This window comes from Candidatus Accumulibacter propinquus (assembly GCF_056856495.1).
The window spans coordinates 94719-120745 of record NZ_JBSEHC010000001.1 but is presented as its reverse complement, the minus strand read 5'-3'; the positions used below and the strand labels follow the sequence as shown (position 1 = coordinate 120745).

The 26027-nt window shown below is 63.3% G+C and carries 15 protein-coding genes and 4 pseudogenes; 2 read left to right on the top strand and 17 right to left on the bottom strand.

Going from position 1 to position 26027, the window contains the following annotated elements:
- Nucleotides 1-301: 301 nt before the first annotated feature.
- Together AC15MQ_RS00510 and AC15MQ_RS00505 are read right to left on the bottom strand one after the other, a co-directional pair.
- Nucleotides 302-1411 carry an IS91 family transposase gene (locus AC15MQ_RS00510; protein ID WP_287665915.1) on the bottom strand — a complete coding sequence of 370 codons (1110 nt, stop codon included), beginning with the start codon at nt 1409-1411 and terminating at the stop codon, nt 302-304.
- Nucleotides 1408-2315 (bottom strand): annotated as a pseudogene (locus tag AC15MQ_RS00505) (tyrosine-type recombinase/integrase). The gene AC15MQ_RS00510 and the pseudogene AC15MQ_RS00505 overlap by 4 nt, the downstream one beginning before the upstream one ends.
- Nucleotides 2316-2502: 187 nt before the next feature.
- On the opposite strand from AC15MQ_RS00505, the gene AC15MQ_RS00500 reads away from it, so the two are divergent.
- Nucleotides 2503-3240: a restriction endonuclease gene (locus AC15MQ_RS00500; protein WP_483079021.1), complete on the top strand. Its 738-nt coding sequence runs from the start codon at nt 2503-2505 to the stop codon at nt 3238-3240.
- A 561-nt stretch (nt 3241-3801) separates the two neighbouring features.
- Here AC15MQ_RS00500 and AC15MQ_RS00495 read toward each other — a convergent pair.
- From AC15MQ_RS00495 to AC15MQ_RS00450, 10 genes and pseudogenes are all read right to left on the bottom strand, one after another.
- Nucleotides 3802-4893: pseudogene (locus tag AC15MQ_RS00495) on the bottom strand (IS91 family transposase); the annotation flags it as partial.
- Nucleotides 4890-5326: pseudogene (locus AC15MQ_RS00490) on the bottom strand (tyrosine-type recombinase/integrase). The pseudogenes AC15MQ_RS00495 and AC15MQ_RS00490, both read right to left, overlap by 4 nt.
- A complete protein-coding gene (locus tag AC15MQ_RS00485) occupies nt 5313-5798 on the bottom strand; it encodes a site-specific integrase (RefSeq protein ID WP_483079020.1) in 486 nt (161 codons plus the stop codon). The pseudogene AC15MQ_RS00490 and the gene AC15MQ_RS00485 overlap by 14 nt, the downstream one beginning before the upstream one ends.
- 144 nt (nt 5799-5942) lie before the next feature.
- On the bottom strand, nt 5943-7097 hold the full coding sequence (locus AC15MQ_RS00480; RefSeq protein WP_483079019.1) for a DUF2252 family protein: 1155 nt from the start codon (nt 7095-7097) through the stop codon (nt 5943-5945).
- A gap of 457 nt (nt 7098-7554) precedes the next feature.
- Nucleotides 7555-8355, bottom strand: a pseudogene (locus AC15MQ_RS00475) (IS91 family transposase); the annotation flags it as partial.
- 14 nt (nt 8356-8369) lie between these two features.
- Entirely contained in the window at nt 8370-9062 is a 693-nt protein-coding gene (locus AC15MQ_RS00470) for a hypothetical protein (protein ID WP_483079018.1), read from the bottom strand.
- Between the two features lie 6 nt (nt 9063-9068).
- Nucleotides 9069-9995: an esterase/lipase family protein gene (locus AC15MQ_RS00465; protein ID WP_483079017.1), complete on the bottom strand. Its 927-nt coding sequence runs from the start codon at nt 9993-9995 to the stop codon at nt 9069-9071.
- A gap of 14 nt (nt 9996-10009) precedes the next feature.
- On the bottom strand, nt 10010-11617 hold the full coding sequence (locus AC15MQ_RS00460) for a GMC family oxidoreductase (protein ID WP_287665242.1): 1608 nt from the start codon (nt 11615-11617) through the stop codon (nt 10010-10012).
- Nucleotides 11617-12120 (bottom strand): hypothetical protein, encoded by a 504-nt coding sequence (locus tag AC15MQ_RS00455; protein ID WP_483079016.1) that lies wholly within the window; start codon nt 12118-12120, stop codon nt 11617-11619. Before AC15MQ_RS00455 ends, AC15MQ_RS00460 begins: the two co-directional genes overlap by 1 nt.
- Nucleotides 12117-13532, bottom strand: a complete 1416-nt coding sequence (locus AC15MQ_RS00450; protein ID WP_287665239.1) for a coniferyl aldehyde dehydrogenase — start codon at nt 13530-13532, stop codon at nt 12117-12119. The genes AC15MQ_RS00455 and AC15MQ_RS00450 overlap by 4 nt, the downstream gene beginning before the upstream one ends.
- 111 nt (nt 13533-13643) lie before the next feature.
- Between AC15MQ_RS00450 and AC15MQ_RS00445 the strand changes: the two genes are divergently transcribed.
- Entirely contained in the window at nt 13644-14396 is a 753-nt protein-coding gene (locus AC15MQ_RS00445; RefSeq protein ID WP_483079015.1) for a DUF8198 family protein, read from the top strand.
- On the opposite strand, the gene AC15MQ_RS00440 is transcribed toward AC15MQ_RS00445, so the two are convergent.
- The 5 genes from AC15MQ_RS00440 to AC15MQ_RS00420 all read right to left on the bottom strand — a co-directional run bounded on the left by AC15MQ_RS00440 (nt 14393) and on the right by AC15MQ_RS00420 (nt 26023).
- Nucleotides 14393-15718 carry an ATP-binding protein gene (locus AC15MQ_RS00440; RefSeq protein ID WP_483079014.1) on the bottom strand — a complete coding sequence of 442 codons (1326 nt, stop codon included), beginning with the start codon at nt 15716-15718 and terminating at the stop codon, nt 14393-14395. The two genes, AC15MQ_RS00445 and AC15MQ_RS00440, sit on opposite strands and share 4 nt — an antisense overlap.
- A gap of 159 nt (nt 15719-15877) precedes the next feature.
- Nucleotides 15878-16294 carry a tetratricopeptide repeat protein gene (locus tag AC15MQ_RS00435; RefSeq protein WP_483079013.1) on the bottom strand — a complete coding sequence of 139 codons (417 nt, stop codon included), beginning with the start codon at nt 16292-16294 and terminating at the stop codon, nt 15878-15880.
- A gap of 2 nt (nt 16295-16296) precedes the next feature.
- Nucleotides 16297-19566, bottom strand: a complete 3270-nt coding sequence (locus AC15MQ_RS00430) for an eCIS core domain-containing protein (protein WP_483079012.1) — start codon at nt 19564-19566, stop codon at nt 16297-16299.
- A 96-nt stretch (nt 19567-19662) separates the two neighbouring features.
- The gene (locus AC15MQ_RS00425) at nt 19663-21468 is read right to left on the bottom strand and encodes a contractile injection system tape measure protein (RefSeq protein ID WP_483079011.1); all 1806 of its coding nucleotides are present in this window, start codon (nt 21466-21468) and stop codon (nt 19663-19665) included.
- A gap of 133 nt (nt 21469-21601) precedes the next feature.
- On the bottom strand, nt 21602-26023 hold the full coding sequence (locus AC15MQ_RS00420) for an Ig-like domain-containing protein (RefSeq protein ID WP_483079010.1): 4422 nt from the start codon (nt 26021-26023) through the stop codon (nt 21602-21604).
- Between the last annotated feature and the right edge of the window lie 4 nt (nt 26024-26027).

The following is a 26027-nucleotide window of genomic DNA, read 5'->3' as shown; positions in this document are numbered from 1 at the left end:
GAGCTAACGAATAAGGATAGATCGTGCGAAGCCACGATCTGATCCGATTGTTGGACGAGCCCGTGGGGAGCCGACTGGGCCGCCTAGAAAATATGTTTTTGGGAAGTCTCCTGGCTGAACATTCAGCCCAGCTGGCGGGAACTTGAACCTGGTTCGAATGCCTGCCGTTGGGACAGACGATGCCCCATCTGGGCGGTGGTGGGCGAAGAACCCCGGATGGGCGCCGACTGGAGGCGAACCCGCATCTCAGCTTGCGGGCGCTGAAGTCCCGTGCCACTCCAGGGAAGGTTCTCCTACACGATCAGGGGTTCCCTTCGGCCGCGATGGAGATGGGCAGCTGCCCCGTGAACGGCGAAGGAATGCGCGTTCGCACGATCGCCATCACGGCTCCACAGCAGGTGCACAGAATCGGCGCCCGTTGCTTGACCCAGGCCAAGGTCTGACCAGGAACGCACTTCAGCAGCACGTGCAGCAAGGCGATCACGTGCTTGCAGTTGGGATGCAAAAAGCCGAAGTTGCGCGCCCGCCGGAAGCCCTTCGGCAAGACATGCTGCAGGACCAGCCACAGGAACTGAGCGCCGGACACGGTCCGCCGCTCCCTCCTCGTCGTCTTGGCGTTGCGATAGCGGAAGCTCACCTGCCCGTTGGCGCAGGCGACGATATCGTTCTCCTGAATGACACCCCGATAAAGATAGCGCCCCAGATAGATGAGGGCCGACTCGCCGCTGCCCACCGACTTGCAATCCACCACCCACTCCTGGGGATAGCGAGCAGGAAGCGTCAGCCCGGCCGTTTCGATCGCCGCCAGGATCTTCGCCCGAAAGACCTTGGCCAGAGCCTTGTGGTTGAACAGATAGCCCCCTTTGGCCTTGCCTCGCGGCTTGGTTCGCCATTGCTTTTGCTTACCGTCGACCACTGCCGCCGGCATGACGAGATGGACATGCGGGTGATAATCCAGCCGGCGCGTGTTCGTGTGCAGCACCGCAGTGGCACCCGGCGTCCCCTGAAGCGGTTTGTCGTTCTGGCTGAAGGTACGCACCGTCTCCCAGCTACAACTCATGAGCAGATCATAGACGACGTTCTGGTGCGCCCAGGCCAGCGTCCGGAATTCGGCGGGCAGGGTGAAGGTCAGCAGAAAGTACTCGGCGGGCACCTGCTTCTTCAACTGACGTTCCAGCCATTGCTGACTCTCATGATGCTGGCAGTGCGGGCAGTGGCGGTGGCCGCAGGAATGTGGCACCAGTTTCTGATGCTCACATGCCGTGCATTTGACCTGCATCATGGGGCTGGCCTGCGTGCGGCAATGTTTCATGGCCGCGAGTGCGCGGTAGTGATCAGGCGTGAGTTGATCCCGGTATTGCGCCAGGAAGTCCGCCTCGAAGGTGTCAATGACGGTAGCCAGGCGGATCATTTGACCTGCCCCCAGGTGATGGAGAAGCCATCCATCAGGCCGTTGATCCGTGCGATGGCGTGATGCTTGGTCTGGTCGGTCAGATGGGTGTAGCGAGCGGTGGTCAGAATCGAGTGATGGCCGAGGAATTTCTGCACCTCGATCAGATCGACGCCAGCCTCGATCAGGTGGGTCGCGTACGAATGGCGAAGGCTGTGGGGGGTGATCTTTTTTTTAGCCCGCAGGCCTCGACTACCCGGTGCAAGGTGGTCTGTACGCCACCGGGGTCCATCGGCGTCGTGGCGGTCGCCGCGCCTTTCAGGCCGTCGTGGCGACTGGGAAAGAGCAGGACCGGGTTACGATGCACCTGCCAGAAGCGGCGCAGGAGTTGATGGGTCGCTTGCGGCAGCGGCACCAGACGATCCTGGTTGCCCTTGGCGTCACGGATATGCACGCGCCCGCGTGCGCCATCGATGTCGCCGACCTGCAGCCGCAGCCCTTCCCCCAGGCGCAGTCCGAGGCTATAGAGCGTGAAAAAGAACACGCGGTAACTGAGCACCCGCGTGCGGGTGATGATCCGCTGGGTTTCATCGACCGTGGCGATGTCGGGTAAGCGCTGACTTCTGGGCGGCTTGATCAGGCCGGGCATCGCCCAGGGCCGGCGCAAGACGTGCTCGTAGTAAAACTTCAAGCCATACAGATCGAGCTTGACGGAACTCCACGAGTGCGACGCCACCAGTTCGGTGAAGTAGTCCAGCAATTGCTGCTCGGACAGTGCGTCAATCTGATGATCAAACCGCTCGCCGATCCGCCGGATGGCGCGCGAGTACGCCTCGATGGTCTTCGGTTGCAGCCCCTTGAGGGTCAGGTGTTGCAGATGCCGTGCGTAGTTGCGATCAAACGTTGCTTCCGGTGATGTGCTCATCGTAACATGACCTCCAGTTTCGTCAGGGGAGAGTCCCTCGTTCGAGGGGTGAGGTCATATTCTGATGCGAGCGCATCGCCACCGGATCCTCCGCGCAGCGGCTTCGTCCAACATGCGCTTCGAGAGGGACGCTCCGCCGAAAAGCCGGCTCCGCGCCCCTCAAGCTAAACGTTAGCCCACATCAACAATGAGCCAGGGTAGCAGCAGAGATTTCGACCAACGAAGGAATCGCCGGTTTGAAGGCGCCCCATATAGGCAACTGGCCTTTGGTCATCCGCCATATTCAATTGGCTTCCTTGCTCACAAAAACCGAATTCGCCCATCAACAGTAGTTGAGCTATTTAACAAGGCAGGTATTCGGGGGCTAACTCCCAACCATATTGTTGAAGACTCTCAGTGGGATGCACTGAAGACCTACATCCAGTCTTTGCGTAAGTCAAAAGCCGAAGAGGCATATCGGGACAAGTCTCCTCTCGATTCAAAGATTCTTCTTCTTCAAGACATCAACACACGACTGTTGCAGGAACTTGCAAAGCGACCCCAGCTTATGTACGACCTTGATTCCCGAAAGTTTGAAGAACTGGTTGCAAAGCTACTTGAAGACCAAGGCTGCGAAGTCACGCTCACCAAGCGCACTCGGGATGGAGGATACGATCTCCTCGGCCGAATGAAGGCAGGACCAGCGAGCCTACTCTTTCTCGCTGAATGCAAGCGGTACTCTCCACAAAACAAGGTTGGAGTTGAGGTCGTTCGAGGTGTGTATGGCGTAACGGAAATCCAAAAAGCTAATCTTGGTCTCATCATCACCACCTCATCCTTTACCAAGGATGCCCATGAAGAGAAGCTCCGTATTGGCCCTCGCATCGACCTCAAAGAATTTTCTGATTTATGCTCTTGGCTTTCCGCTTACAAGAATGTGGGCTAACGAATAAGGATAGATCGTGCGAAGCCACGATCTGATCCGATTGTTGGACGAGCCCGTGGGGTGCCGACTGGGCCGCCTAGAAAATATGTTTTTGGGAAGTCTCCTGGCTGAACATTCAGCCCAGCTGGCGGGAACTTGAACCTGGTTCGAATGCCTGCCGTTGGGACAGACGATGCCCCATCTGGGCGGTGGTGGGCGAAGAACCCCGGATGGGCGCCGACTGGAGGCGAACCCGCATCTCAGCTTGAACGAATAAGGATAGATCGTGCGAAGCCACGATCTGATCCGATTGTTGGACGAGCCCGTGGGGTGCCGACTGGGCCGCCTAGAAAATATGTTTTTGGGAAGTCTCCTGGCTGAACATTCAGCCCAGCTGGCGGGAACTTGAACCTGGTTCGAATGCCTGCCGTTGGGACAGACGATGCCCCATCTGGGCGGTGGTGGGCGAAGAGCCCCGGATGGGCGCCGACTGGAGGCGAACCCGCATCTCAGCTTGCGGGCGCTGAAGTCCCGTGCCACTCCAGGGAAGGTTCTCCTACACGACCAGGGGTTCCCTTCGGCCGCGATGGAGATGGGCAGCTGCCCCGTGAACGGCGAAGGAATGCGCGTTCGCACGATCGCCATCACGGCTCCACAGCAGGTGCACAGAATCGGCGCCCGTTGCTTGACCCAGGCCAAGGTCTGACCAGGAACGCACTTCAGCAGCACGTGCAGCAAGGCGATCACGTGCTTGCAGTTGGGATGCAAAAAGCCGAAGTTGCGCGCCCGCCGGAAGCCCTTCGGCAAGACATGCTGCAGGACCAGCCACAGGAACTGAGCGCCGGACACGGTCCGCCGCTCCCTCCTCGTCGTCTTGGCGTTGCGATAGCGGAAGCTCACCTGCCCGTTGGCGCAGGCGACGATATCGTTCTCCTGAATGACACCCCGATAAAGATAGCGCCCCAGATAGATGAGGGCCGACTCGCCGCTGCCCACCGACTTGCAATCCACCACCCACTCCTGGGGATAGCGAGCAGGAAGCGTCAGCCCGGCCGTTTCGATCGCCGCCAGGATCTTCGCCCGAAAGACCTTGGCCAGAGCCTTGTGGTTGAACAGATAGCCCCCTTTGGCCTTGCCTCGCGGCTTGGTTCGCCATTGCTTTTGCTTACCGTCGACCACTGCCGCAGGCATGACGAGATGGACATGCGGGTGATAATCCAGCCGGCGCGTGTTCGTGTGCAGCACCGCAGTGGCACCCGGCGTCCCCTGAAGCGGTTTGTCGTTCTGGCTGAAGGTACGCACCGTCTCCCAGCTACAACTCATGAGCAGATCATAGACGACGTTCTGGTGCGCCCAGGCCAGCGTCCGGAATTCGGCGGGCAGGGTGAAGGTCAGCAGAAAGTACTCGGCGGGCACCTGCTTCTTCAACTGACGTTCCAGCCATTGCTGACTCTCATGATGCTGGCAGTGCGGGCAGTGGCGGTGGCCGCAGGAATGTGGCACCAGTTTCTGATGCTCACATGCCGTGCATTTGACCTGCATCATGGGGCTGGCCTGCGTGCGGCAATGTTTCATGGCCGCGAGTGCGCGGTAGTGATCAGGCGTGAGTTGATCCCGGTATTGCGCCAGGAAGTCCGCCTCGAAGGTGTCAATGACGGTAGCCAGGCGGATCATTTGACCTGCCCCCAGGTGATGGAGAAGCCATCCATCAGGCCGTTGATCCGTGCGATGGCGTGATGCTTGGTCTGGTCGGTCAGATGGGTGTAGCGAGCGGTGGTCAGAATCGAGTGATGGCCGAGGAATTTCTGCACCTCGATCAGATCGACGCCAGCCTCGATCAGGTGGGTCGCGTACGAATGGCGAAGGCTGTGGGGGGTGATCTTTTTTTTAGCCCGCAGGCCTCGACTACCCGGTGCAAGGTGGTCTGTACGCCACCGGGGTCCATCGGCGTCGTGGCGGTCGCCGCGCCTTTCAGGCCGTCGTGGCGACTGGGAAAGAGCAGGACCGGGTTACGATGCACCTGCCAGAAGCGGCGCAGGAGTTGATGGGTCGCTTGCGGCAGCGGCACCAGACGATCCTGGTTGCCCTTGGCGTCACGGATATGCACGCGCCCGCGTGCGCCATCGATGTCGCCGACCTGCAGCCGCAGCCCTTCCCCCAGGCGGCAGTCCGAGGCTATAGAGCGTGAAAAAGAACACGCGGTAACTGAGCACCCGCGTGCGGGTGATGATCCGCTGGGTTTCATCGACCGTGGCGATGTCGGGTAAGCGCTGACTTCTGGGCGGCTTGATCAGGCCGGGCATCGCCCAGGGCCGGCGCAAGACGTGCTCGTAGTAAAACTTCAAGCCATACAGATCGAGCTTGACGGAACTCCACGAGTGCGACGCCACCAGTTCGGTGAAGTAGTCCAGCAATTGCTGCTCGGACAGTGCGTCAATCTGATGATCAAACCGCTCGCCGATCCGCCGGATGGCGCGCGAGTACGCCTCGATGGTCTTCGGTTGCAGCCCCTTGAGGGTCAGGTGTTGCAGATGCCGTGCGTAGTTGCGATCAAACGTTGCTTCCGGTGATGTGCTCATCGTAACATGACCTCCAGTTTCGTCAGGGGAGAGTCCCTCGTTCGAGGGGTGAGGTCATATTCTGATGCGAGCGCATCGCCACCGGATCCTCCGCGCAGCGGCTTCGTCCAACGCCATGCTGAACCACGGGGAGATAACCCGCAGTCACTTAGCCACGCTCGCCTGAAACTCGGCGAAGTCCCCCTCGATCTTCTTGGTCCAATCTTCCACCTCTTTAGTGAGCCAGTCTGATCTATCACGGTCCACTATTTCACTCCGCCAGTTCGTATTCGACTGGCTGAAACCAAGATGGAGATTGGCAAGCTCGGCTCCCATACTGTTGAAAAGCACTGATTTCATATCCTTGTCCACACCTCCGTCGAGATCCTTCAGCTCGATCTTCGACGAATCCGGTGCCAGCCTTCGGACGGCCCATTCTTTATGAGATTCTGCGTCTTCGTAGACTTTATGAGAAGGATCAGGACACCGCACCCTCAACTCAAGCATCTGGCGAAGGCTGGAGCCAGGGTCAGCGCCTCCGTTGGCCCACGCCAGCGCAGATGGGACCACCGGTTTCGTTTCCCGAAGAATGTACGCCCCTTTCCACATTGCCATAACGTAATAGCGGCGCTTACCGCGGCTGCCCATACCCGGCTGATCCGTATCTTTCGGCTGGTAGTACCTCTGATCCTTGCAGTCGGGCGGCAGTGCTGCAAGGAGTGCTCGCCGTGCCTCAGCAGGTATGACATTATATTCAGTAATCTCTACGAGCTTCGCGAGCCTCTTCTCCCAGAACTTGTCGGGTGCTTTCGACAGTATGAGCTTGCGGATCAGCTTGCCCAACCCATCATTTTTTTCCTGCAGCACAAGGGGTTCCGCGAAGTTGTTGCTCACCACATCCCGATAACCTTTCCAAAGGGCACTGCAGGCATCCTCCCAGGAAAATTGGAAATGCCCTAACTCGCCAAGCGAAAGCTTGGCGCTCACCCCTAACCGAACAAGATCACTGCACCACGGCAGTTTGCACGTCTCATCGAAGTCATTCACACCCCAGACCAGGCGCCCTTCCTCATCCCGCCAAGTGCCAAAATTCTCGACGTGAGTGTCGCCCACTACCGGGAAAACGGAGCCTTCCGGACGGCGATCTTGCCAAAGCTCGGCCCAACGGTAGAAAGTCCCGCGAAGGAACGCGTGGGGCCCCTCCTCCTTCATGTCGACTTTCTTTTGGGCAAGAGCAGCCCTATCGCAACCGCCGAGATCCTTAAGCTGTGCCCCCAACCACTCCTCGAAAGACTCGGTAGACGTCTTGATGTCCCTCATGATGCTTCCTCCGTTTATGCCCATAGGCTCAAGAAAGTGAATGCGCGACCGCACTAATTGAACCATCTTTCTCCAGTTCTTGCCATCTAAAAGAAAAGCCTGCCTGAATCAACAAGGCGGTGAAGTACAGCGAATAGCGTTTATCTGCCGCGCTGCAAGCACCCGGGCCAAACGCAGGCGCATCCGCGGCAGATAAACCTTGTTGGACTGAACCGCCGCGAGGGCAGTGCTTATGGGGATTGTAAGGCGGGTCCGCCCAAAGTCAATCGCTTGGCATGCCATCGCGCGCCAGGATGACGCTTGCTGATGGGTAGCCAGGCTGGCAGAAAGCCGGTTTGCCGCGGCGTCACAAGTGAACACGGGGTTTGCGGGGGCGATTGCCCGCTGTGAAGCCGAACGACACCGCGAACGGCAGCGCCGTGCGATCGCTGCGGAAGACCGGAATCGCGATCGATCATCAAGGAGGCCCCCGCAGCTTCGGAGGATCACGTTGTGGCAGAAGGGTCGCGACCACCCGGAACTGACCGATCCCGCAATGCGGACAGCGTGCCTGCTCGATGCACGTGACCCGCTGCATGAACTCGGCGACCGACTCGACCACCGCGGGCGCAGGTGGCGGCACGTTGAGTGCCGCACGAGCAGCCGCCAAAGCCTCCTTTTTGCGCGTCGGCGAGAGCAAACCGTAGTGACGGATCCGCTTGAAACCGGCCGGCAGGACGTGTTGCAAAAATCGGTCGATGAACTCGGTTCCCGGCACGTGCAGTGTGCGCTTCTTGCCGCTGGCGGGATCGGCGCGGACACGCAGAAGCACGTCGTTGCCGTCAATGCCGAGAATCCGCTCGTTGGAGATCGCCACTCGGTGCGTGTAGCGGCCGAGGGTCTCGAGCACCGCTTCGGGACCACCGAGTGGCTGCTTGGCATAGACCACCCAGTCATGGGTGTGGAGTCGTTGCTTCAGACGTTGCCAGTCGGCTTGTTTCCACGTGTGCAACACCAGCGAGAAGGCCGGCACGCCCCCGAGATGTCGCGGGCTGGCGGCGAACCCGGCGAGCGTTGCCGAAACCGCGGAGAAGAGATTCTCGTAGAGCGGTTTCGGGGTGGCGGCAAGCAGGGCATTGAGCTCGTGCGGTAGGGTGAACACCAGATGAAAGTACGGCACGGGCAGCACTTCGCGCCGCCGTGCGTCGAGCCACGCCTCCATCGCCCGGGTCTGGCATTGCGGGCAATGCCGATTGCGACACGAGTGATAGACGTGCCGAAGCCACGAGCGACTCAACGCTCGAACAGGGGCTTGGCCGGTTGCACGAATCTCCTGAGCAAGGGCTCTGGTTGCGCCGGCGGCCTGGGCTTGTCGACCGGGATCGGCATCGGGGCTGGCCGCGGCGCATGCCGGTGCTGCAGGCCGGCGACGTAGCGCAGGTGGAAGGTCACCGGCTCGGCCCGCCTGAGCACCGCACCATTGCGGTCGACGATCGCCGCGTCGAGCTGGTGACGCTGGTTGGCTGGCGGCAGGGTGTCGCCCCAGAACTCGGGGGGAATCATGAACTCGCCGGCAGTGAAGCGCTGCCCGACCGGCCGGCCGTTGATGCTGACCGTGACCGCGTGCCCCTCGCCGAGTTGCAGCGGCGGCTCGACGGCGACCCGCACCTCGAAGAGCGCGGTGTTAGCCAGCACGCTGCCGTCGTTCTCGGGCGCGACGATACTGAACTTCTGGTAGGCCGGTGCTGCCGGCTCGGCTCGGCGGTTTTCCTCCGGCGCGCGCGCGGCCGCTGCCGGCGCCCTGGACACCGGCACCGGCTCGATCACGTTGAGCGGCGGCAAGACCAGGGGCTTGGCGCCGGCCTGCGGTTTGTCGGAAAAGACCGGGCTGCCGGCGCCGCGGGTGACGAACACGTCCTGCGCCAGCGCGGCTGACGGCAGGGCCGACAGCAGGCTGAGCGGCAGCAGCAGGACGCGCGCGCGCACGGCGGCTCAGGTGGCGCCGGTGCCGCGGGTGCCGGCGAGCGCCGCCAGCAGCGCCCGCGCCACGCGCGGCGAATAGAGCATCGCCAGGTGACCGACGCCGGCGATCGCCTGACTGGTTGCCCCCGGCAGTAGCAATCTCTCTTGCGGCATCACGAAATTGTCGTGCGGACTGTAGATGACCCGAGTATCGAGCACCGTCGCCGGACTGGCAAGCGCCTGCAGCCAGGCGCTGTCGGGCTGCATCTGGCGGGCGTTCTCGCCGAGACCGATGTGCGCGATGCGGCTGCCCTGGTGCGGCGTCCCGAGGGTGACCAGCCGCTCCACCCGCGTCGCGCCGTGGCGCTGCAGATAGGCGCGCGCGACCAGCCCGCCCATGCTGTGGCCGACGAGCAGCAGACGCTCGGCGCCGGTTTCGGCCAGGACGGCCGCGATGCGCCGCGCCAGAGGCTCGACGAAGTCGTCGATGCTGCCGTAGATCGGTTCGAGGCTGATCGTCGCCACGCGCCAGCCGGCGGCTTCGAGGCGGCGGCGCAGCCACCACCAGGCGGCACGCGAACAACTGTAGCCGTGCACCAGCAATACCGGCGGACGCGCGCCGGGCCGCCCGGCGGCCTGGTCGGCACCGCCTGACAGGCGGTCGGGAGCCATCCACCAGCGCTCGAACGGAAAGATCAGCACGAAGCTGAGTACGCAGGACGCGTACTCGCCGAGCACCATGCGCACGGCCTGCCCCGGCGAGAGGGGCGGCGCAGGCGAGTGATAAGCCCAGGCCCAGGTGTAGGTCACCGCCGTCAGCGTCGCCCGCAGGGCCAGCACGCCGGCCAGCGCGACGCCGGCGGCAGCCGCCGGCGAGGCATCACATCCGTAAATGGCGAGCGCGACGTAGAGCGCCACTTCCAGGGCCAGCGATCGGCGAAGCGCGCGCGACAGCATGCGGGAGGACTCCTTCAGAGGATCGCCGGCAGCGGTCGGCCGGACAGTTCGGCGGCCAGCAGGCTGGCGTTGCGGGCGACCAGGCCGTAGATCGAAAGTTGCGGATTGGCCCCCAGGCTGGTCGGAAAGACCGAACCATCATGTACCGACAGGTTGCCGAGCCAGAAGTGCCGGCCACGGTGATCGACGACGCCGCGCTGCGGGGTGTCGGCCATGCCGCAGCCGCCCATCACGTGCGCGCTGACCACCCGGCAGAGCAGCGGCTTGAGTGGCAGCTCGGCGATCCCGGTCCTGGCCTCGGCCCAGCTCGAATAGCCGGGCGCCGTCTCGTGCACCGGCGTGACCCAGCGCGCGCCGGCGGCGAACTGGATTTCGGCCATCGCCAGCAGGGCGCGCCGCGCCGCCTCCCAGATCACGTCGCCGAGCGGGTAGTCGAGCACCGGCAGGCCGTCGCTGCCGAGCCGCACCTGGCCGCCGCGGCTTTCGGGATGGAAGCCGTCGCGCAGCAGCGCCAGCAGCACGTTGACGTTGGTGAATTCGCGCATCAGCTTGACGTGCGTCTCGCCAAAGCCCTGCAGCGTCGTCGCATAGAGCACCGGGTGCAGCGGCGGTGTTTCGAGCTTGAAGCCAAGCGGCCCGTCGATCGGCGCCTGATGCAGGAAATGATCGGTGTAGATCGATTGCGGCGCGCCGGCGTAGGCATCGACGCGCTCGGGCATCAGCGCCGACGAAATCAACACCGGATGCAGGAAGGTGCGCTTGCCGAGCAGCCGCTGCGGATCGGGAACGCCGCTGCGCAGCAGCAGCGCCGGGCTGCCGATCGCGCCACCGGCAATGACGAAGTGCCGCGCGCGCAGGTGCACCCGCCGCCCGGACGGATGCAGGCCGTCGGCTTGCAGGGCGACGCCGTCGAGGGCGGTGACGCGGCTGCCGGCGAAACGCAGACGCTCGGCCCGCAAGCGGGTGATCAGGCTTGCGCCACGCTGCAGCGCGGCGGGAATGGTGGTCAGCAACATCGACTGCTTGGCGTTGGTCGGGCAACCCATGCCGCAGTAGCCGAGGTTCCAGCAGCCCTTGACGTTGCGCTTGATGGCGCCGATCGGGATTCCCAGTTTTTCGGCACCGGCGGCGAGCACCTTGTTGTTCGCGTTCGGCGGGGTGTCCCAGGCGCGCACCCGGAGCTTGTGCTCCATCACCGCAAACCACGAGCTCATCGATTCGACGCTCAGTTGTCGCAGTCCGAACTGGCGTTGCCAGTAGTCGAAGACTTCCGGTGGCGTGCGAAAGCTGCTGGTCCAGTTGACCGTCGTCGAGCCGCCGACACAGCGCCCCTGCAGGATGTTGATCGCCTTGTCGGCGGTCTTGCGCGACGCCGACTCCTGGTACAACTCCGGGTAGGCGTCGGCTTCGCGCATCCTGAAGTCGCTCGACGAGCGTAGCGGGCCCTCCTCGACGAGCACGACATGCAGGCCGGCGTCGCTGAGTATGTCCGCGGTCACGCCGCCGCCGGCGCCGCTGCCGACGATCACCACGTCGGCCTCCACGCTCAGGTCCCTGGCGAGCAGCGACGCGTCGATGTGCTTCCAGCCTGCAGCCAGGCCGGCCTTGATCGGATCCTGCATCAGAAATACCCCCGTGGTGGACCGGGATAGCCGATGGCCTCCCAAGTGTCCGGGCGCGCGTACCAGGCACCAAAGGTGAGGTCGTGCAGTGCCGCGTACGCGCTCTGCAGCAGGCTCAGACGGCTCGATCGCCAGGCTTGCAGAAACTCGAAGACGTCGCCGGCCGCCGCCTCGCGCCAAGGCTTGCTGACCCCGGCCAGGAACCGCCTGCCGGGTGCGAGAACCAGCAGACCGAACAACTCGCCGATCTCCTTCTGGCTGGCCAGGGACAGACCGGCGATTTCAACGGCGATGCCGTCGATGGTCACGGCGATCAGGCGCCGGCGGGCGGCAAGGTCTGTCGGCAACGCCCCGTCCAGCAGGGCGTTGGTCAGCGCGCCGAGCATCTCGCGCTCGGCATCGCTGAGCGGGCGCGCGCCGGCGGCGTTGAGCCAGCCCGCGCAACCGAGCAGCAGGCTGCCGGCAAGGCCGGTCTTGAGGAACTGTCGACGCGCGGCAATCATCGCAGCAGGATCCTCGTCAAACGCTCGAACAAAGCGCCGTACGGCGGCTTGAACAGACCGATCGCCGACAGGCGCGATTGCCGGAAGACGGCCTTGCGCGCCGAAAAGGTCTGGAACCCCTCGAAGCCGTGGTAGCAACCCATGCCGCTCGGGCCGACGCCACCGAAAGGCAGGTCGTCCTGCGCAATGTGCAGGATGGTGTCGTTGATCGTCACGCCGCCGGCAACCGTTTCATTGAGCACGCGTTCGATGTTCGCCGGCGCGCGGTCGAAGTAGTACAGCGCCAACGGCCGCGGCCGGCTGTTGATGAAGGCGATCGCCGCGTCGAGGTCGCGATAGGGTCGCAGCGGCAGCAGCGGGCCAAAGATTTCCTCCTGCATCACGCGCAGTTCGTCGCCGGCATCGAGCAGAGCCAGCGGCGGCAGACGACGCGCCGCCGGGTCGGCGACGGCCCCCGGCGCAAGATCGACGACTCGGGCTCCGGCCGCCCGCGCTTCGTCGAGGTAGGCACAGAGGCGGGCGTACTGGCGCTGATCGACGATCGTCGTGTAGTCGGCGGTCCGTTCGATGTCCGGATAGCAGTCGCCGACGACGCGCCGTGCGACGTCGATGAAGGCCTGTTCCTGCCCGGCCGGGAGCAGCACGTAGTCGGGGGCAATGCAGGTCTGACCGGCGTTCATGCTCTTGCCGATGATGATGCGCTCGACGGCATGCGCGAATTGGGCAGTCGACAATCCGGGCCCGATGATCGCCGGCGACTTGCCGCCGAGTTCGAGCGTCACCGGCGTCAGATTGTCGGCGGCGGCACGCATGACCTGGCGGCCGACCGCCGTCGAGCCGGTAAACAACAGGTGATCGAAAGGCAACCGCGAGAATTCCTGCGCGACACCGACATCGCCCTCGACCACCGACAACTCGTCGTCGGCGAAGTACTTGCCAACCCGTTCGGCGAACAGCGCCGCTGTCGCGGGCGTCAACTCGGACATCTTGACCAGCGCGCGGTTGCCCGCCGCCAGGGCTGCCGCCAGCGGTGCCGCGGCCAGGAAGATCGGGTAATTCCAGGGCACGATGATGCCCACGGCACCGAGGGGTTGATAGCGCAACTCGGCCCTGCCCGGCTGGAACCACAACGAAACCGAACGCGCCTGTGGCCGCATCCAGCGTCGCAGGTGGTGGCTGGCATGGCGAATGGCCGCGTGGCTCGGGAACAGTTCGAGCAGGCGCGTCTCGGCCGGCGAGCGATGCCCGAAATCCTGCCGCACGGCGTCGGCGAACGCCTGTTCGTTGTCGAGCAGCAGCCGATCGAGGGCACGCAAACGACGCGCGCGCACCGCCCGATCCGGATTCGGATCGTCTCTGGCGGCACGCTGCAGGCGGGCAAAGCGGCTCGCCAGCGAATCGGGATGGGGCATGCGCTGCTCCTTGTTGAGGTTGTTCCGGGATAGAGTGTATTCCGCTCGGCGCCTTCGCGTTAGGCTAAGGCTTCTAAACAGCGCTGGTGGCAGCGTGCATAATGCATCCTCATGGACGATCCGAATGCCTCGAACGAGAAGCAGCAGAGCGCCAATGCCTTGCGGCGTTACGTGCAGGCGGCCAAGGCCTTGCGCCTGCAGGCCAACTGCCAGCCGATCGCGGCGCGTCAGCGCCTGCGCCTGCGCGAGTGGCAGGCCGCGCGCCTGGCGCGCACGCACGCCGACCTGCTCGCCAGCGCCCGCTTCGGACAGGCCGCGCAATTCTTTCTCTCCGACCTCTATGGCCCGAAGGACTTCAGCAGCCGCGACGAGGAGGTCGAGCGCATCCTGCCGCTATTGATCAAGATGTTGCCGGCCTCGGCGCTGCGCACCCTGGCGCTGGCCGTCGAACTCGATGCGCTGACCGAGGAACTCGACTCGGCGATGGTCGCCGAACTCTGCCGCGCCGGGCTGATCGACTGCATCGACGAAGCCGCCTACGCTGCGGCCTACCGGTTCGTCGGCTGCCGGCCGAAGCGCGAGCGCCAGATCGTGCTCATCCGCGAAACCGGCGAAGCGCTCGATCGACTGGCCAGGAAGCCCTTGCTCAACGGCATGCTCAAGCTGATGCGCGGGCCGGCGCACCTGGCCGGGCTCGGCGACCTGCACCACTTTCTCGAAAGCGGCTTCAACGCTTTTCGCGGCATGGGTTCGGCCACCGCCTTCCTCGACTCGATCGACCGCAAGGAGCACCGGTTGCTGTGCAACCTCTTCGCCGGCGCGCCCTGCCCTTTCCTGGTCGATGCCGTCGACACGGCCCGCTAGACGATCTTTCCTTCCTTGACATATTCCCGCCGGATCGCCGCCTCCAGTTGTTTGAGTTCCAGGCGGGTGGCCTGCTCGGCAAGCACCTGCACCGCGCAGAAATGCGTGACGTTGAGAATGCCGGCACCGCTCAGTTCATGCCGCAAGGCGATCTGCTGCCAGTCGATGTCGTCGCCGATGGCGATTTGCGGCGGGAAGGTTTTCCGCCAGATTTGGTAGCGCTCCTCGGCTCTCGGCATCGGGAAATGGACGATGCTCTGGAAACGCCGAACGAAAGCCTCGTCGATGTTGGCACGCTGGTTGGATGCCAGGATCACCAGCCCGTTGTAGGCCTCGATGCGCTGCAACAGGTACGCCACTTCCTGGTTGGCGTACTTGTCGTGCGCATCGCGGATTTCGGTGCGCTTGCCGAACAGCGCGTCGGATTCGTCGAAGAACAGGATCCACGCCTTGTGTTCGGCCTTCTCGAACAGCTTCGAGAGATTTTTCTCGGTCTCGCCGATGTACTTCGAGACCACCCGCGACAAATCGATGCGGAACACGTCCTTGCCGGTCTGTTTGCCGAGCAGCGACGCGGTCAGGGTCTTGCCGGTACCCGGCGGCCCGTAGAACAGGGCCCGGTAGCCGGGCTTGATCCTTCTCTTCATCCCCCAGTCATGCAGCAGGGTGTCGTTGTGCTTGATCCAGTTTTCGATTTCGCCGATCTGACTGACGGTGTGCGGGTGCAGCACCAGATCTTCCCAGTTCATCGCCGTTTCGATGTATTCGGCCGGAAAGTCCGGGCTGAACCGGGGTCTGCCGACTTTGCCGACGGTCAGCAGGTCGACCACCTCGGGATCGACGATCAGCCTGCCGCTCATCGCCGGCTCGCCGTGCGGCAACGATTCCAGCCACAGGATATGCTGGCGCGCAAACCAGTGTTCAGCACTCAACAGGCGCTGCACCTGCAGGCGCTTCTCCAGGTCGTCGCCGGCCAGCAGGAACTGGGCGGTTTCTCCAGTGGGCAGGATGCCCCGGTGGTTGGCTCCGCGCACCCCGCCGAACTCCGGGAAATCGCCGCCTTCGGGGAGGTGCTCGGCGATGATCCGGTTGAAGAACTGCGGTTGCAGGTGCGGGACAATGGCCAGCAGGAAGATCGCAAACTCTTCATAGCACGGCTCGTAGCGTTCGAGGAAACCGGCCAGCCAGGAGTCCTGGTGGTAGAAGTCGAGCGGCGGAAGTTCGAAACCCTCGCGCTTCCCGAGGACGACGCCCAGGCGACCCGCGACCAGTGTCTTCAGCCAGATCAGGGCGGTTTGCAGATTGGCGGTGTTGTGATCCATGTCCTGGCGCGTCGTGGCTCGGTAGCGGTGCTGCTCAAGGAAGGGCGTGCGCCTGGCGGTAGTGCGTGGCCGCGTGCAGGCTTCTGGTCTGCGCCAGCCTGCGGGCAGCCCCGCCGGGGCCTCGCCAGGACAGGAGGGCTGGCGCGGGAACCGGCGCGCCTATTCGATGTGCGACCGGATCAGGGCGTAGTACTCGGGGTCTTCCCCCTCGAAGATGATCTTCCCTGAACCCATGTAGGCTCTCATCAGTTCGTCGGCGGCCTTTTCCATCTCGCCCTTCCGGTAGCGAATCTGGCCCAGTCGCAGGTGAATATACGGGTCGCCCAACCCGCCCTCGCTGCGGATCGCTTCTCCGAAATACTTCAGGGCCTCATCCCAAAGCCCCTGCAGGTAATATGCCTCGGCGATCCCGGAGAACAGCATCACCGCGTATTCCGAGGCGGACCTGGGAGCCGCCAGCAATTCGAGCCCTTGGGTGTATTCTGCGATTGCCGACGTGTACTCACCCTTCAGCGCCAACGATTTGGCCTTCCTGGCGATGCCGGTTATCGTCTTCTGGAGGTCTTTGTCATCCATGTTCAGGGCCTGGCCGGTAATCGATATCCTTCGCCATGCCGGGAGGCTCGCGAGCGGTTGATGCTCGATGGCTCGAAGATGTAATTGTCGATATTGCTCATCCACGCGCGCACTTCCGGCGAGCGCGGTCCGAATTTGTATCCCTCGGTATTCCAGTAGGTCACCGCGTCCGTCGGTTCATGACTGAGGTCGCAGTCAGCCACGTCATACCAGCGGCCGCCTTTTCGCCTAGGGTATTGTACCTGATCGGTCGGAGGTGGCTTGATCAGTCGGTAGTACGTCCCTTCGCTCTTGTATTGCGCAAGCAGGCTGCTCTTGGGTGGATTTCCGCCCATGAAAGTCCCGCGCTTGTCGGCCACGTAGGTGGTGATGTCGCCTTTCTCGAAGTTGTCCTTGAAAATGCTGGCGCTCAGGGTATCCACCCCCTTGCGGGCATCCGAGAATCGGAAGGTGACATTGCTGCGGGTAATTGAAATGATCGTCGCCACCCACAGTCCGTCGACGTACCTGGCCTTGATGACATCGCCGACGTTCAGGCGCAGCGTTTCCTCAGATCCGTCCTCCTTGGTCGTCGTCACCGTAATCGAGGGATTGATCTGCCCACGCAGATGCCATTTCTTGTCCTTGACCATCGGTTCGAGCTGCTGAAATCCGTACCGCAGCTTGATCGGTGCCAGCACCGGGGTGATCAGCACCTGTCCGATGCGATTTCCGGGCAGGCGGTCGACCACCGCCACGGCAGCGGCCATCCCCAGACGCAAGCGCTCATGGGGATCAGCCGGCAAACCGGCTTGCGCCACCGCGCCGCCAAGCTTCTTGAGCATCGCACCCAGCCACTCGACGATCCTGTCCAGCCCCTTGTCGATCGGCTGGCGGATCTTCTTGACGATCCCGACGATCTTCTCGGGGATGTTGCCGAGACCGGCAAACTTGGCAAGGAAGGCGATGATCACGGTCAGGGTGCTGGCCATCGTCTCCTCGACCTTCTTCGCCGCCGCGCCCACCTGGCCAGCGGCGATGGCGGCGATGGAATCGACGAAGGACGCCACCACGGCGGCAATCTGCTGAATTTTCTGGATGAAGAAAGTGACCGTGTTGTAGATGGCGATGATCGCCTGCACCACCGCGCCGGCGGGGTTGAGCATGCTGACCAGCTTCATCACCGCGGCCTTGACGACCTCGACCGAGATCATTTCGGTGACCTTGGCAATCAGTTGGTCCTTCAACTCGCCCAGTTCGCTCTTGATCTGCTCCCATGCGGCCGCCGGACCTTCCTTCACCAGCGTGACCAGGATCCCGGCAGTCTTTTCCAACCCGATCAGAATCGGCTCGGGGATGATCTTCAGCAGTTTGCCGCGGATGTTCTGCCAGGTCAGCCCGAGCACCGAAAGTACGAGCTTGACGATTTCGATCAGCGAGAACGATTTCGGGATGTACACTCCCGCGGCCCCCAGGGGGCCGGTGATCCACTTGATCAGCGCTGTTTTCAGATGCGTGAGGATGTTCGCCGCGAACATCTCGAAGCCCTGTTTGCCGGCGCGTACCAGGTTGCCGACAAAACCGATGGGATCCTTGAGGATGGTGTTGAAGGCCGCCTGGGCTTTCCTGAGATACGGCATCACGCCCGGCGCCACCACCGAGAACAGGATCTCCAGCAGGCTGATGACCTGTCCGAGCCCCCAACTGATGAACTCCCCGGCGATATTGACAAACGCCCCGACGACCCTGGAAAAGGCACCGGCAACGCTGATAATGTCCTGAAAGGTCAGCGAACTCAGCGTGTCGATGATCTTGCGCGGCACCGCGCGTACAAAACCCATCAAGCCGGCCAGTGCACCCTGGAACCACGCCCAGGCACGGGCAATGGCATTGCCCTTCCGGATGTTTTCCCAAACCTCTTCCTGGCCGATCAATTTCATGAACCCGCCGATCAGGGTTTCGGCGGTACGCGGCACCGCTTCGCCGCTGATCGGGTCTTCGCCGAGGATGGCCTTGAGCAGGTCGTAGCCACGCGTTCCCTGCGCCAGCGCCGCCAGTGGTTTCAGGATGGCGTCCTTGACCATCTTGAGCAGCTCGCTGACCACCGAGCCGCCAAAGGCAATCAGGCGTGCTATCGGCTCGGTGAAGATGCGCTTGGCGCGCTCCCAGACGCCGCCCAGGTCGAGGATGTCGCTCCAGATCAGGGAATCCAGGAAGCGTTTCAGACCGCCGGCGATATCACCGCCGATGTCACCGAGCAGCGCCACCTTCTGTTCCACCCAGGCGGCGGCCTTGTTGATCACGCCGTGATTGTCCAGCGCCTGGGTGATGAAGGCGCCACCCGGCATCAGTTCTATCAGGGCACGCAGGAGGTTGGCCGCGCTGCGATCGGTAGTGCGCATGTTGATCGGGTTGAATCCGAGCAGCAGGGTCAGCATCCGGAAGCCGGGGATCAGATAAGCCTTGTCGGCGAAATAATCGAGCGCGTCGCTGAGGCCGAGGCGTTGCACCGGTGGCGGGGACGTCGTCGTGCTGACCTGCGGGCTGCGCTGCACGGCGTGGCCCTGCTGGATGGTGTGCGTCAGTTCGTGGGCCAGCAGTTGCTTGCCCTCGCTGCTACCGGGCTGGTACTGGTCACGCGAGAAAAAGACGTGATTCTGGTAGGTGAACGCGCGCGCGCTGAGCTGGTTGTTGAGACTGGCGGACTCGGCGTCGTGATGTACGCGGACGTTGCCGAAATCGGCGCCGAAACGCGGTTCCATGTAGCTGCGCACGTCGCTCGACAGGGGTTGGCCGCCGCCGCTCTGGTTGCGAATCGCCGACTGCACGCCACTGCCTATCGTCGGGGTCGCGTCGCTGCCCTTGCGTTGCAGCTTGTCCACGGGCGCCGGGGCCTTCTGCAGCTTGTCGTCGTCCTTCTTCCGGATCTTTTCCTCGGGCAGGGCCGCCTTCTGAATTTTCTCTTCGGGAAGCGCCGCTTTCTGGATCTGCTCGTCGGGGCGTGCTGCTTTCTGGATTTTCTCGTCGGATTTGTCGGCGGCCTGGCGTTGCAGCTTGTCATCCCTGGCCGGCGTCGGCGGGGCCGGCATACGGACGACCTTCTCCGCCATCCGGTCGGCTTCCTGTTCGAACTTGTCGCCCGGTTTGTTGACCGTCATCTTGAACTGGACGGCAGGCGCTGGAGCGACCGCCGCAAAGAAGCCGGCACTCCCGGCCGGACCGAAAAACGGCTGACTGGCCGCAGAATGCCTGGTGCCGCTGGTGGTAGACGACTTTTCCGAGCTGGTCTTCATGGCTCAAGCCTCTGGATGGCTACCCTCTGCATCGATTCACTGCCGCGCACGAGAACCGCCGGCGCATGACGCCCACAAAGTCCCCAGGCACGCCCGTCAGTACGCCCATTCGACCCACAGCATGCGCTCCATCCACGGCAACCTGACGACTCCGATTCCCCACGGCAGGCGCTCGAGGAGGATGTCGAAGGATTGGCTTTCCACTTGCAACAGGTAATCGCCGTCGGAGCGCTGCGAAACCTTCCCCGGACGCGTCAGGAAGGTGCCGCGCAGACCATCCGGTGTGGTGTTGCGCAGCGCGTCCCAGTGGCCGATCACGGCTTGCAGCAAGGCCATCGCTTCGTCCGTTTCGCCCGCCGTGAAGTCCACCTCCGATTCGACAGCCGCCTCCACTGGCACGTTGCACAGTAGCTTGGGCAAGAGCAACGCCGGTTCCGGAGCGACGCTTTCTCCACTGGCGAGAAAGTGCAGCAGGCAAAGTGCCCGCTCGGGTTGCACGATCTGGTCATCGTCGGCGATGCCGAGCGCCTCGAAGAAGCGCGGCAGGAAGGGGTGAAGCAGGATCACGCCGGCGCAATCGACGTACGCCCCTTCCGTCAGGTCGATTCGCGCACGCTCCCGGGGAGCCGGCCGCCGCGATGCTTGCGACTCGCCCAGTGACGCTTGCCGCAAGCGGAGTGAGGCGTGTCCGCGGCTGTCGCCGGCATCGGCTTCGGCTTCGGCGCGGAATTGTCCGCCGCCCACGTCTTCAGCACTCTGCGCATTGCCGGCGTGCAGCCGCGCGAGACGTTGGTCGACCGCAGCAGGGGCGTCGGGTCGTATGGCTTCGCACGGCACTGATGGAACGGACTCTTCCCCCGGTGCAGGACGGGCTGCAAGCGCTGCGCTCGGCCCGCAATGACCCGGCGAGGCTGCGGGATCCCTGTCGCCGCTAACCGTATCGGGGAGCAAGGAGGTGGCCTGCTCGCCGGCGGCGGGGGCACGCACCAGCAACGGACCGCTGGCGCGTGCCCGCTGAGGGTTGCTGCGTGATTGGCTGCCCGTCGGAGCGCCGGCGCGGACTTCGGGAATCCTGATCGCCCCGGGCCAATGCTGGTCCAGCCAATCCGGCAGGCCCAAGACTTGCCGTTCGTCCGGGGCCAGGGAATCCCAACTGGCGACGACCAGCGCTCGCGCAGCGCAAGGTTCACCTGCCGCCAGTCCGGCAAGAGCGCTCTGCCACAGCTGCCGTGCGAATCGCCGACGCGCGCTGACGGCCAGCGCGGAGTTCTTCAGCAGCACGAAGACCTCGCGGATGGCATCGAGGCTGCGCGGTGCCAGTCCGGCCAGCAAGTCTTCGAGGAAGCCGTCCGAGAATTGCGTGGCCAGGCGTTTCCGCACCGCGGCCGCGCCGATGGCATCGAGGAGGTCGGTCCTGTAGGCGGTTGTCCCTGGCGAGTTCTGGCGTTGCCGGGCGGTGACCAGCGCCTGCTCAAGGGACATGCCCGCCGGTACGCGAAACCACCACGGCAGGCTGCCGGTATGCAGAAAGAAAATGAAGGCCTCGTCAGCCGACTGTTCTTCCGTTCGGCGCCGAACCTCGGCCGGTTGGCCACTTTCAGGGCGGGTAGCCGCGCCAAGCTGCGCGTGCAGTTGTTCCTCGACGGCCCGTGTGACGGCGGCAACCAGATCGCGTTCGAGCGTCGCCAGGTTCACCACGCCGGCATCGACCGCCAGCCGTTCGATTCGCAGGTGGCCGCGCGCCGGGACTGCCCGATCAAGGACGGCCTCAAGGGCCGGCAGCAGCGCCAGTTGGCAGAGTTCGGGCAATTGCCTCTGCAAGGCGAGGCCGTCGGACTCCGTCCCGAACAGTTCGACGTGCAGGAATTGCTGACGAATGAGGTGCTGCTGTGTGCTCGGCATGGGTTGCCCTGATGGTGAAAAAAGGGACTTCCAGAAACTGACCGTCGTTCAGGCCGGCCGGCCTGGGCAGAACCCTGCAGGCGCTGCCCGGGTCGATTCCCGTCGAGGTCAGCGGGACAGCCCGCAGTCCTTGCTAGGTCTCATCCTTGAAACTGATCGTCCTTTCGCTGGTCACCCGGCAGCCGGCGCGCGTGAATGCGGTCACCCGCACCCGCTTGCTGATGGCGTCGTCGTTGGCGAAGTCGAACCAGCCGGACTCACCGTTGGCAAGCGCGGGCTGGCCGTCCTCCACTTCCCACAGATAGCTGAGCGGGCGATCCTCGCCGACAGCAACCACAGTCAGGGCGGCACCCCGCCCATCGATCGACACGTCAATACTCAGACTCAGGTCCAGCTTGGCGGCACACAGCCTTTCCGGCGGGTTCTCGGGATTGCACTTGTCGAAGCGGCTACCGTCGAAGGCCGGAATGGCGACCCGTTTGTCAGCGCCCGACGCCATGACTTGACTCCCCTCCGGCGTATAGACCGCTTCCAGGGACTCGGACAACTCCAGCCGTCTGAAGAAGGACTGGATGCGGAAATCGAACTTGAGGCATTCGAAGTACTCGATCCACAAGGTCCCCAGGAAACCCGGCAAATCGGGCTTGTAGCTCAACCGCAACCAGTCGGGCTTGCCGGTGATTTCGATGATGAGCTTGTTGATGCGTCCCAGCCAGCCCTCCACCACATCGGCAAACTTTTCGTTCAACTGGGCAACATCGTCCACTTGCATGATCTCGGTCACCTTTTCGGACAGTTCCACGCTGTCGCCCGCTGGGAACTCGAACGAGAAGGCCGGAACTTCCACGCCGAAACTGGTATACGGCCTGTCGGGATCAGGCTCAGGCAGCCAGAGACGATAGCCACGGCGAAGCGAAATGCCCGCACACGGCAGGTCACAAGGCTTTTTGCAGGTATGGGTGAAGGCGAATTTGGCTGAACAGCCGCGGCTATCCACGACCTCTACCTCGCCACTCGTGCCACTGCCGATCGGTTGCGTGGTGAAGATCGGCTCCTTGCCGGCAATCGTCTGGCCGTTGACGGTGTAAGGCGGTGTGCCGCCACTGCAGGTCAAGGTCGCGGTATAGGTGCCGCCGTCTTCGCTGCAAACGAATGCGGGCTCACCGAGAGACAGTTGCTGGGCAACGCTGACGGTCCGGGTGGGCGAATCGCGCCCGTCGACGTCCCGGAGGGTCAGCGTATGCTCGCCGGCACTCATCGCGAGCACCTCCGGCAGCGCCTGATAGGCCCCGTCGTCGATCTTGAGGGTGTACGGCGGCAGGCCGCCGGTGGGCGTGACGATCGCCGATGCGAAGCCTTCGGCGTCGGTACAGCCGAAGCTCAGCGTGAAGTCGCATGGTCGCACACAGGTATGCGTAAACGTGGCCCTGGCCGAGCACTCGCGGCTATCCAGCACCTCCAGTTCCACCGCCGTGCCGTTGGCGATCGACTCCGTGGTGTACGTGTTGCCGTCGATGGCCTGGCCATTGACTCTGAAGGGAGGATGGCCGCCACGGATGGCGAGGGATGCCTGATAGCTGCTGTAGTCCTCGCTGCAGGTATAGGCGGGCTCGCCTAGCGCAAGGTGCGGCGGAACGAGCACGGTTTGTGGCGCCGATTCGGTGCCTTCGCTGTCGCGGATGAGCAGCGTGTGCGAACCGGCCTGCAGCAGCAGTTTGCTGTTCAGACCCTGATAATTCTCATCGTCCAGCTTGACCGTATAGGGTGGAAAGCCGCCTTTCGGTTTGACCGCAACCTTGGCGTAGCCTGCCGGATTCGTGCACCCCAGGGTCACCGAGAAATTGGGCGGGATCTGCGGGATGACGAATTGCACCGGCGAGCAGTCCGAACAGCACAGGTAGGGCAGGTAGAAATCGGCGATGACCGCCCCTGCGGGCAATTCCTCCACCGCGGCGGTGAGCAGCGAACGCAGTTTGTCCTTGACCGACGGCACCCTGGAATCTTCGCCGACCTTGTTGCCGAGCAAGGAACCCAGCAACAGGTGGACGTCCGGATTCGACGCCAGATTCTCGTTGCTGCTGATGCGGGTGATGGCCTCCGCCAGTTCCTGGCTGACACTGCCTGTCGCCACCGGAATGTCAACGGCCAGCGCGGGAGCGGCTTCGCCCAGTGCCCGCGTGCCGACGTCCGCCAAGGCGTTCACCGGTTTCGACAGCGGCGGTGCACCATGATAGACGATGACGAAAGTGCCTCCGAAAGGAACCCCGGCCTTGTGCTCAATTCCAGGGTGGTCTTCGAGGAAGTGCACCAGGAACTGCCGCTTCTTCAGCGCCCGGATACGATTCAGATATTCGTCGTGCACCGACTTGACCGGCCCCAGCGGGCACGCATACAGGACCTGGTCGAAGTGGTCGATCAGCTCTTCCTGCGGGATGAAGGCCTGCAGTTCCTTCGCGATGGCGTTCGCCGCATCGGACCGGAAGAAGCGGATCAGACCCAGCAGATCCTGGCACTTGTTCTCGAAATCCGCATAGGCGAGTGCATTCAGGGACGCGGGAAGAATCTCCGAGAGCCTGCTCAGGTAATACACCGAAACGACATGCGCGAAATACCGGGACGGCAAGGGAAAATCGCCGGTACCGACAAACAGCTCGCAATACACACGCAGCACGGCATTGGCGTCGATGGCGTTCTGATCGACATCGATGTAGGGCCGCGATTGAAACAGGCCCAGATAGTTCTCGTACCAGGCCCCGACAGTGCCCGCCGCATGCTTGAAGCTGGGGGCATAGGCCTGCAGCAAGGCGAGTTTCGGGGTGCCGCCGGGCAAACCCATGGTGGCCTTGGTCACCTCATCACCGTCGAGGGGGATGCCGTAGAGATAGCGCACGCCTTCGGCCAGCGACGACAGCAGTTGTTCGCGCAAGGCGTCGTACAAGCCTTCGAGATCCTGGAAGCGGCACGACTCGCGGCTCAGGTCGACAGTCTGTCCGTCATCGTACACCCCGGTGCGCAGCGCGACGATCGCGATCGGCAGGCGGTAGAGTTGCTTGAGCTGCAACAGCGTCCTGGTCACTGTCCGGTAAGGTTTTCCGAGATGGCCTTCGATGCGCAGGAAGTCGTAGGCTTCGAGATCGTAGCTCAGCGGTTCGGAGACAAACGGCGGCGGTGCGGGCTGGTATTCGTAGGCCCGATAGCCCAGGTTCTGGTTGGCCCGGTGACGGCGCGTCCATTCGCCGTTCCACAACTGGTAGAGCGGGGGTTTGCCGGTGTGCCGGTAATAGTAGGGAATCGCCCTGCCGGCCAACGGCGCGCTGCCGCGCACGCTGGGGGTGACACGTATTTCGGGGTCGATGCCGTCGATGATCTTCTTCGTCCCGGCAGCGAGTTGGGGCGCTTCGGTGAAGGAGCGCAGCATCTCGACGAGGCGCTGGAACATCAGCCGGACCGCCCTGCCCTCTTCAGCGCAGGCGCTGAGCAATGGCGAGGCCAGCCATTCCTGCCGATAGAGTCCCGCTGACGACTGCTGGCCCGCATTCAGCGGCCCCAGCATCAGATGCCGCGGGAAGAGATCCGCGGGTGGACAACAGGCACAGAGCAAGCCCGCCGCCTGCCAGCGGAACTCGTCGTAGGCACGCAGCAGGTCGTCGAAGAGATCGTAGTAATACTGCAGGAAGCGCACCTGCCTGCTGTTGGCCGTACCGGCAACGAGCGTCTGATCGAGAAAACCGAATTTCGCCTGCAAATCGCCAAACGGTTCGTCCGGGTAATCCTCCTGCAACAAGGGCTTGAACGCCCGATAGGCCGCCGTCAGTGCCTTGCCGGTCTCCTCCACCAGCCGGTTTTCCCGGAAGACGTTCAGGAAAGCCAAGAGAACATCGGACGACGCTACCGAATTGGCATTGGGGAAGACGAAGCGTGGCAGCCGCAGGTCGGGCAGGCCGAGTTGTGCCAGTTGCCGGTCCACCAGTTCACGGGAGCCCAGACCTGCGCTCAGCTTGCCCGCCGCGGCGATCACGGCATCGAGGTGTTCACGCCTGATCAGCAGCCGCCGGACGGTCGCCACGACCTCCGACCCCTTGTCGTCGCAGTTGTTCGGGCTGCAATTGCGCAGGCCTTGCTGTTTGAGTTCCAGATACAACAGCAGCACCTTGTCGTCCAGGAAACCGGCGCGGCTGCCCAGGCCGACGGTATCCGGTTCGCCGGCCGGGAACAGTTCCCACAGCGGGTACTGCTGGCCGCCGGCATCCTTGAAGGTCGGGTCATCGAGCGCGTCGGGAAGGCGGTAACCGGCACGATACGCCACCAGGTTCAGCGTTTCGGGTTCGGCGATCAGATAACCTTGCGAGGTGACGCCACAGCCCTTTCCGACCTCGATCGTCGTCCCGCCAACGCTGGGCCTGACCTCCAGACCACAGGCAATACCGATGCCGATCAAGCGGGCGCGCGTCCGTCGCTCCTGCTGATCCAGATAGTTGAAACCGTCATTCAAATGCCTGCTGGTCAGCACCTGGTTGGCTTCAAAAACCGGATAGGAGTCTTGTTCGGGTTTCATGGCG

What these genes read in the sequence shown, in the direction of transcription:
- AC15MQ_RS00440 (WP_483079014.1), bottom strand. Translation starts at nt 15,718, where the DNA reads ATGGATCACAACACCGCCAATCTGCAAACCGCCCTGATCTGGCTGAAG.
- AC15MQ_RS00510 (WP_287665915.1), bottom strand. Translation starts at nt 1,411, where the DNA reads ATGATCCGCCTGGCTACCGTCATTGACACCTTCGAGGCGGACTTCCTG.
- AC15MQ_RS00450 (WP_287665239.1), bottom strand. Translation starts at nt 13,532, where the DNA reads ATGCCCCATCCCGATTCGCTGGCGAGCCGCTTTGCCCGCCTGCAGCGT.
- AC15MQ_RS00425 (WP_483079011.1), bottom strand. Translation starts at nt 21,468, where the DNA reads ATGCCGAGCACACAGCAGCACCTCATTCGTCAGCAATTCCTGCACGTC.
- AC15MQ_RS00485 (WP_483079020.1), bottom strand. Translation starts at nt 5,798, where the DNA reads ATGAGCACATCACCGGAAGCAACGTTTGATCGCAACTACGCACGGCAT.
- AC15MQ_RS00430 (WP_483079012.1), bottom strand. Translation starts at nt 19,566, where the DNA reads ATGAAGACCAGCTCGGAAAAGTCGTCTACCACCAGCGGCACCAGGCAT.
- AC15MQ_RS00460 (WP_287665242.1), bottom strand. Translation starts at nt 11,617, where the DNA reads ATGCAGGATCCGATCAAGGCCGGCCTGGCTGCAGGCTGGAAGCACATC.
- AC15MQ_RS00480 (WP_483079019.1), bottom strand. Translation starts at nt 7,097, where the DNA reads ATGAGGGACATCAAGACGTCTACCGAGTCTTTCGAGGAGTGGTTGGGG.
- AC15MQ_RS00455 (WP_483079016.1), bottom strand. Translation starts at nt 12,120, where the DNA reads ATGATTGCCGCGCGTCGACAGTTCCTCAAGACCGGCCTTGCCGGCAGC.
- AC15MQ_RS00420 (WP_483079010.1), bottom strand. Translation starts at nt 26,023, where the DNA reads ATGAAACCCGAACAAGACTCCTATCCGGTTTTTGAAGCCAACCAGGTG.
- AC15MQ_RS00465 (WP_483079017.1), bottom strand. Translation starts at nt 9,995, where the DNA reads ATGCTGTCGCGCGCGCTTCGCCGATCGCTGGCCCTGGAAGTGGCGCTC.
- AC15MQ_RS00435 (WP_483079013.1), bottom strand. Translation starts at nt 16,294, where the DNA reads ATGGATGACAAAGACCTCCAGAAGACGATAACCGGCATCGCCAGGAAG.
- AC15MQ_RS00445 (WP_483079015.1), top strand. Translation starts at nt 13,644, where the DNA reads ATGGACGATCCGAATGCCTCGAACGAGAAGCAGCAGAGCGCCAATGCC.
- AC15MQ_RS00500 (WP_483079021.1), top strand. Translation starts at nt 2,503, where the DNA reads ATGAGCCAGGGTAGCAGCAGAGATTTCGACCAACGAAGGAATCGCCGG.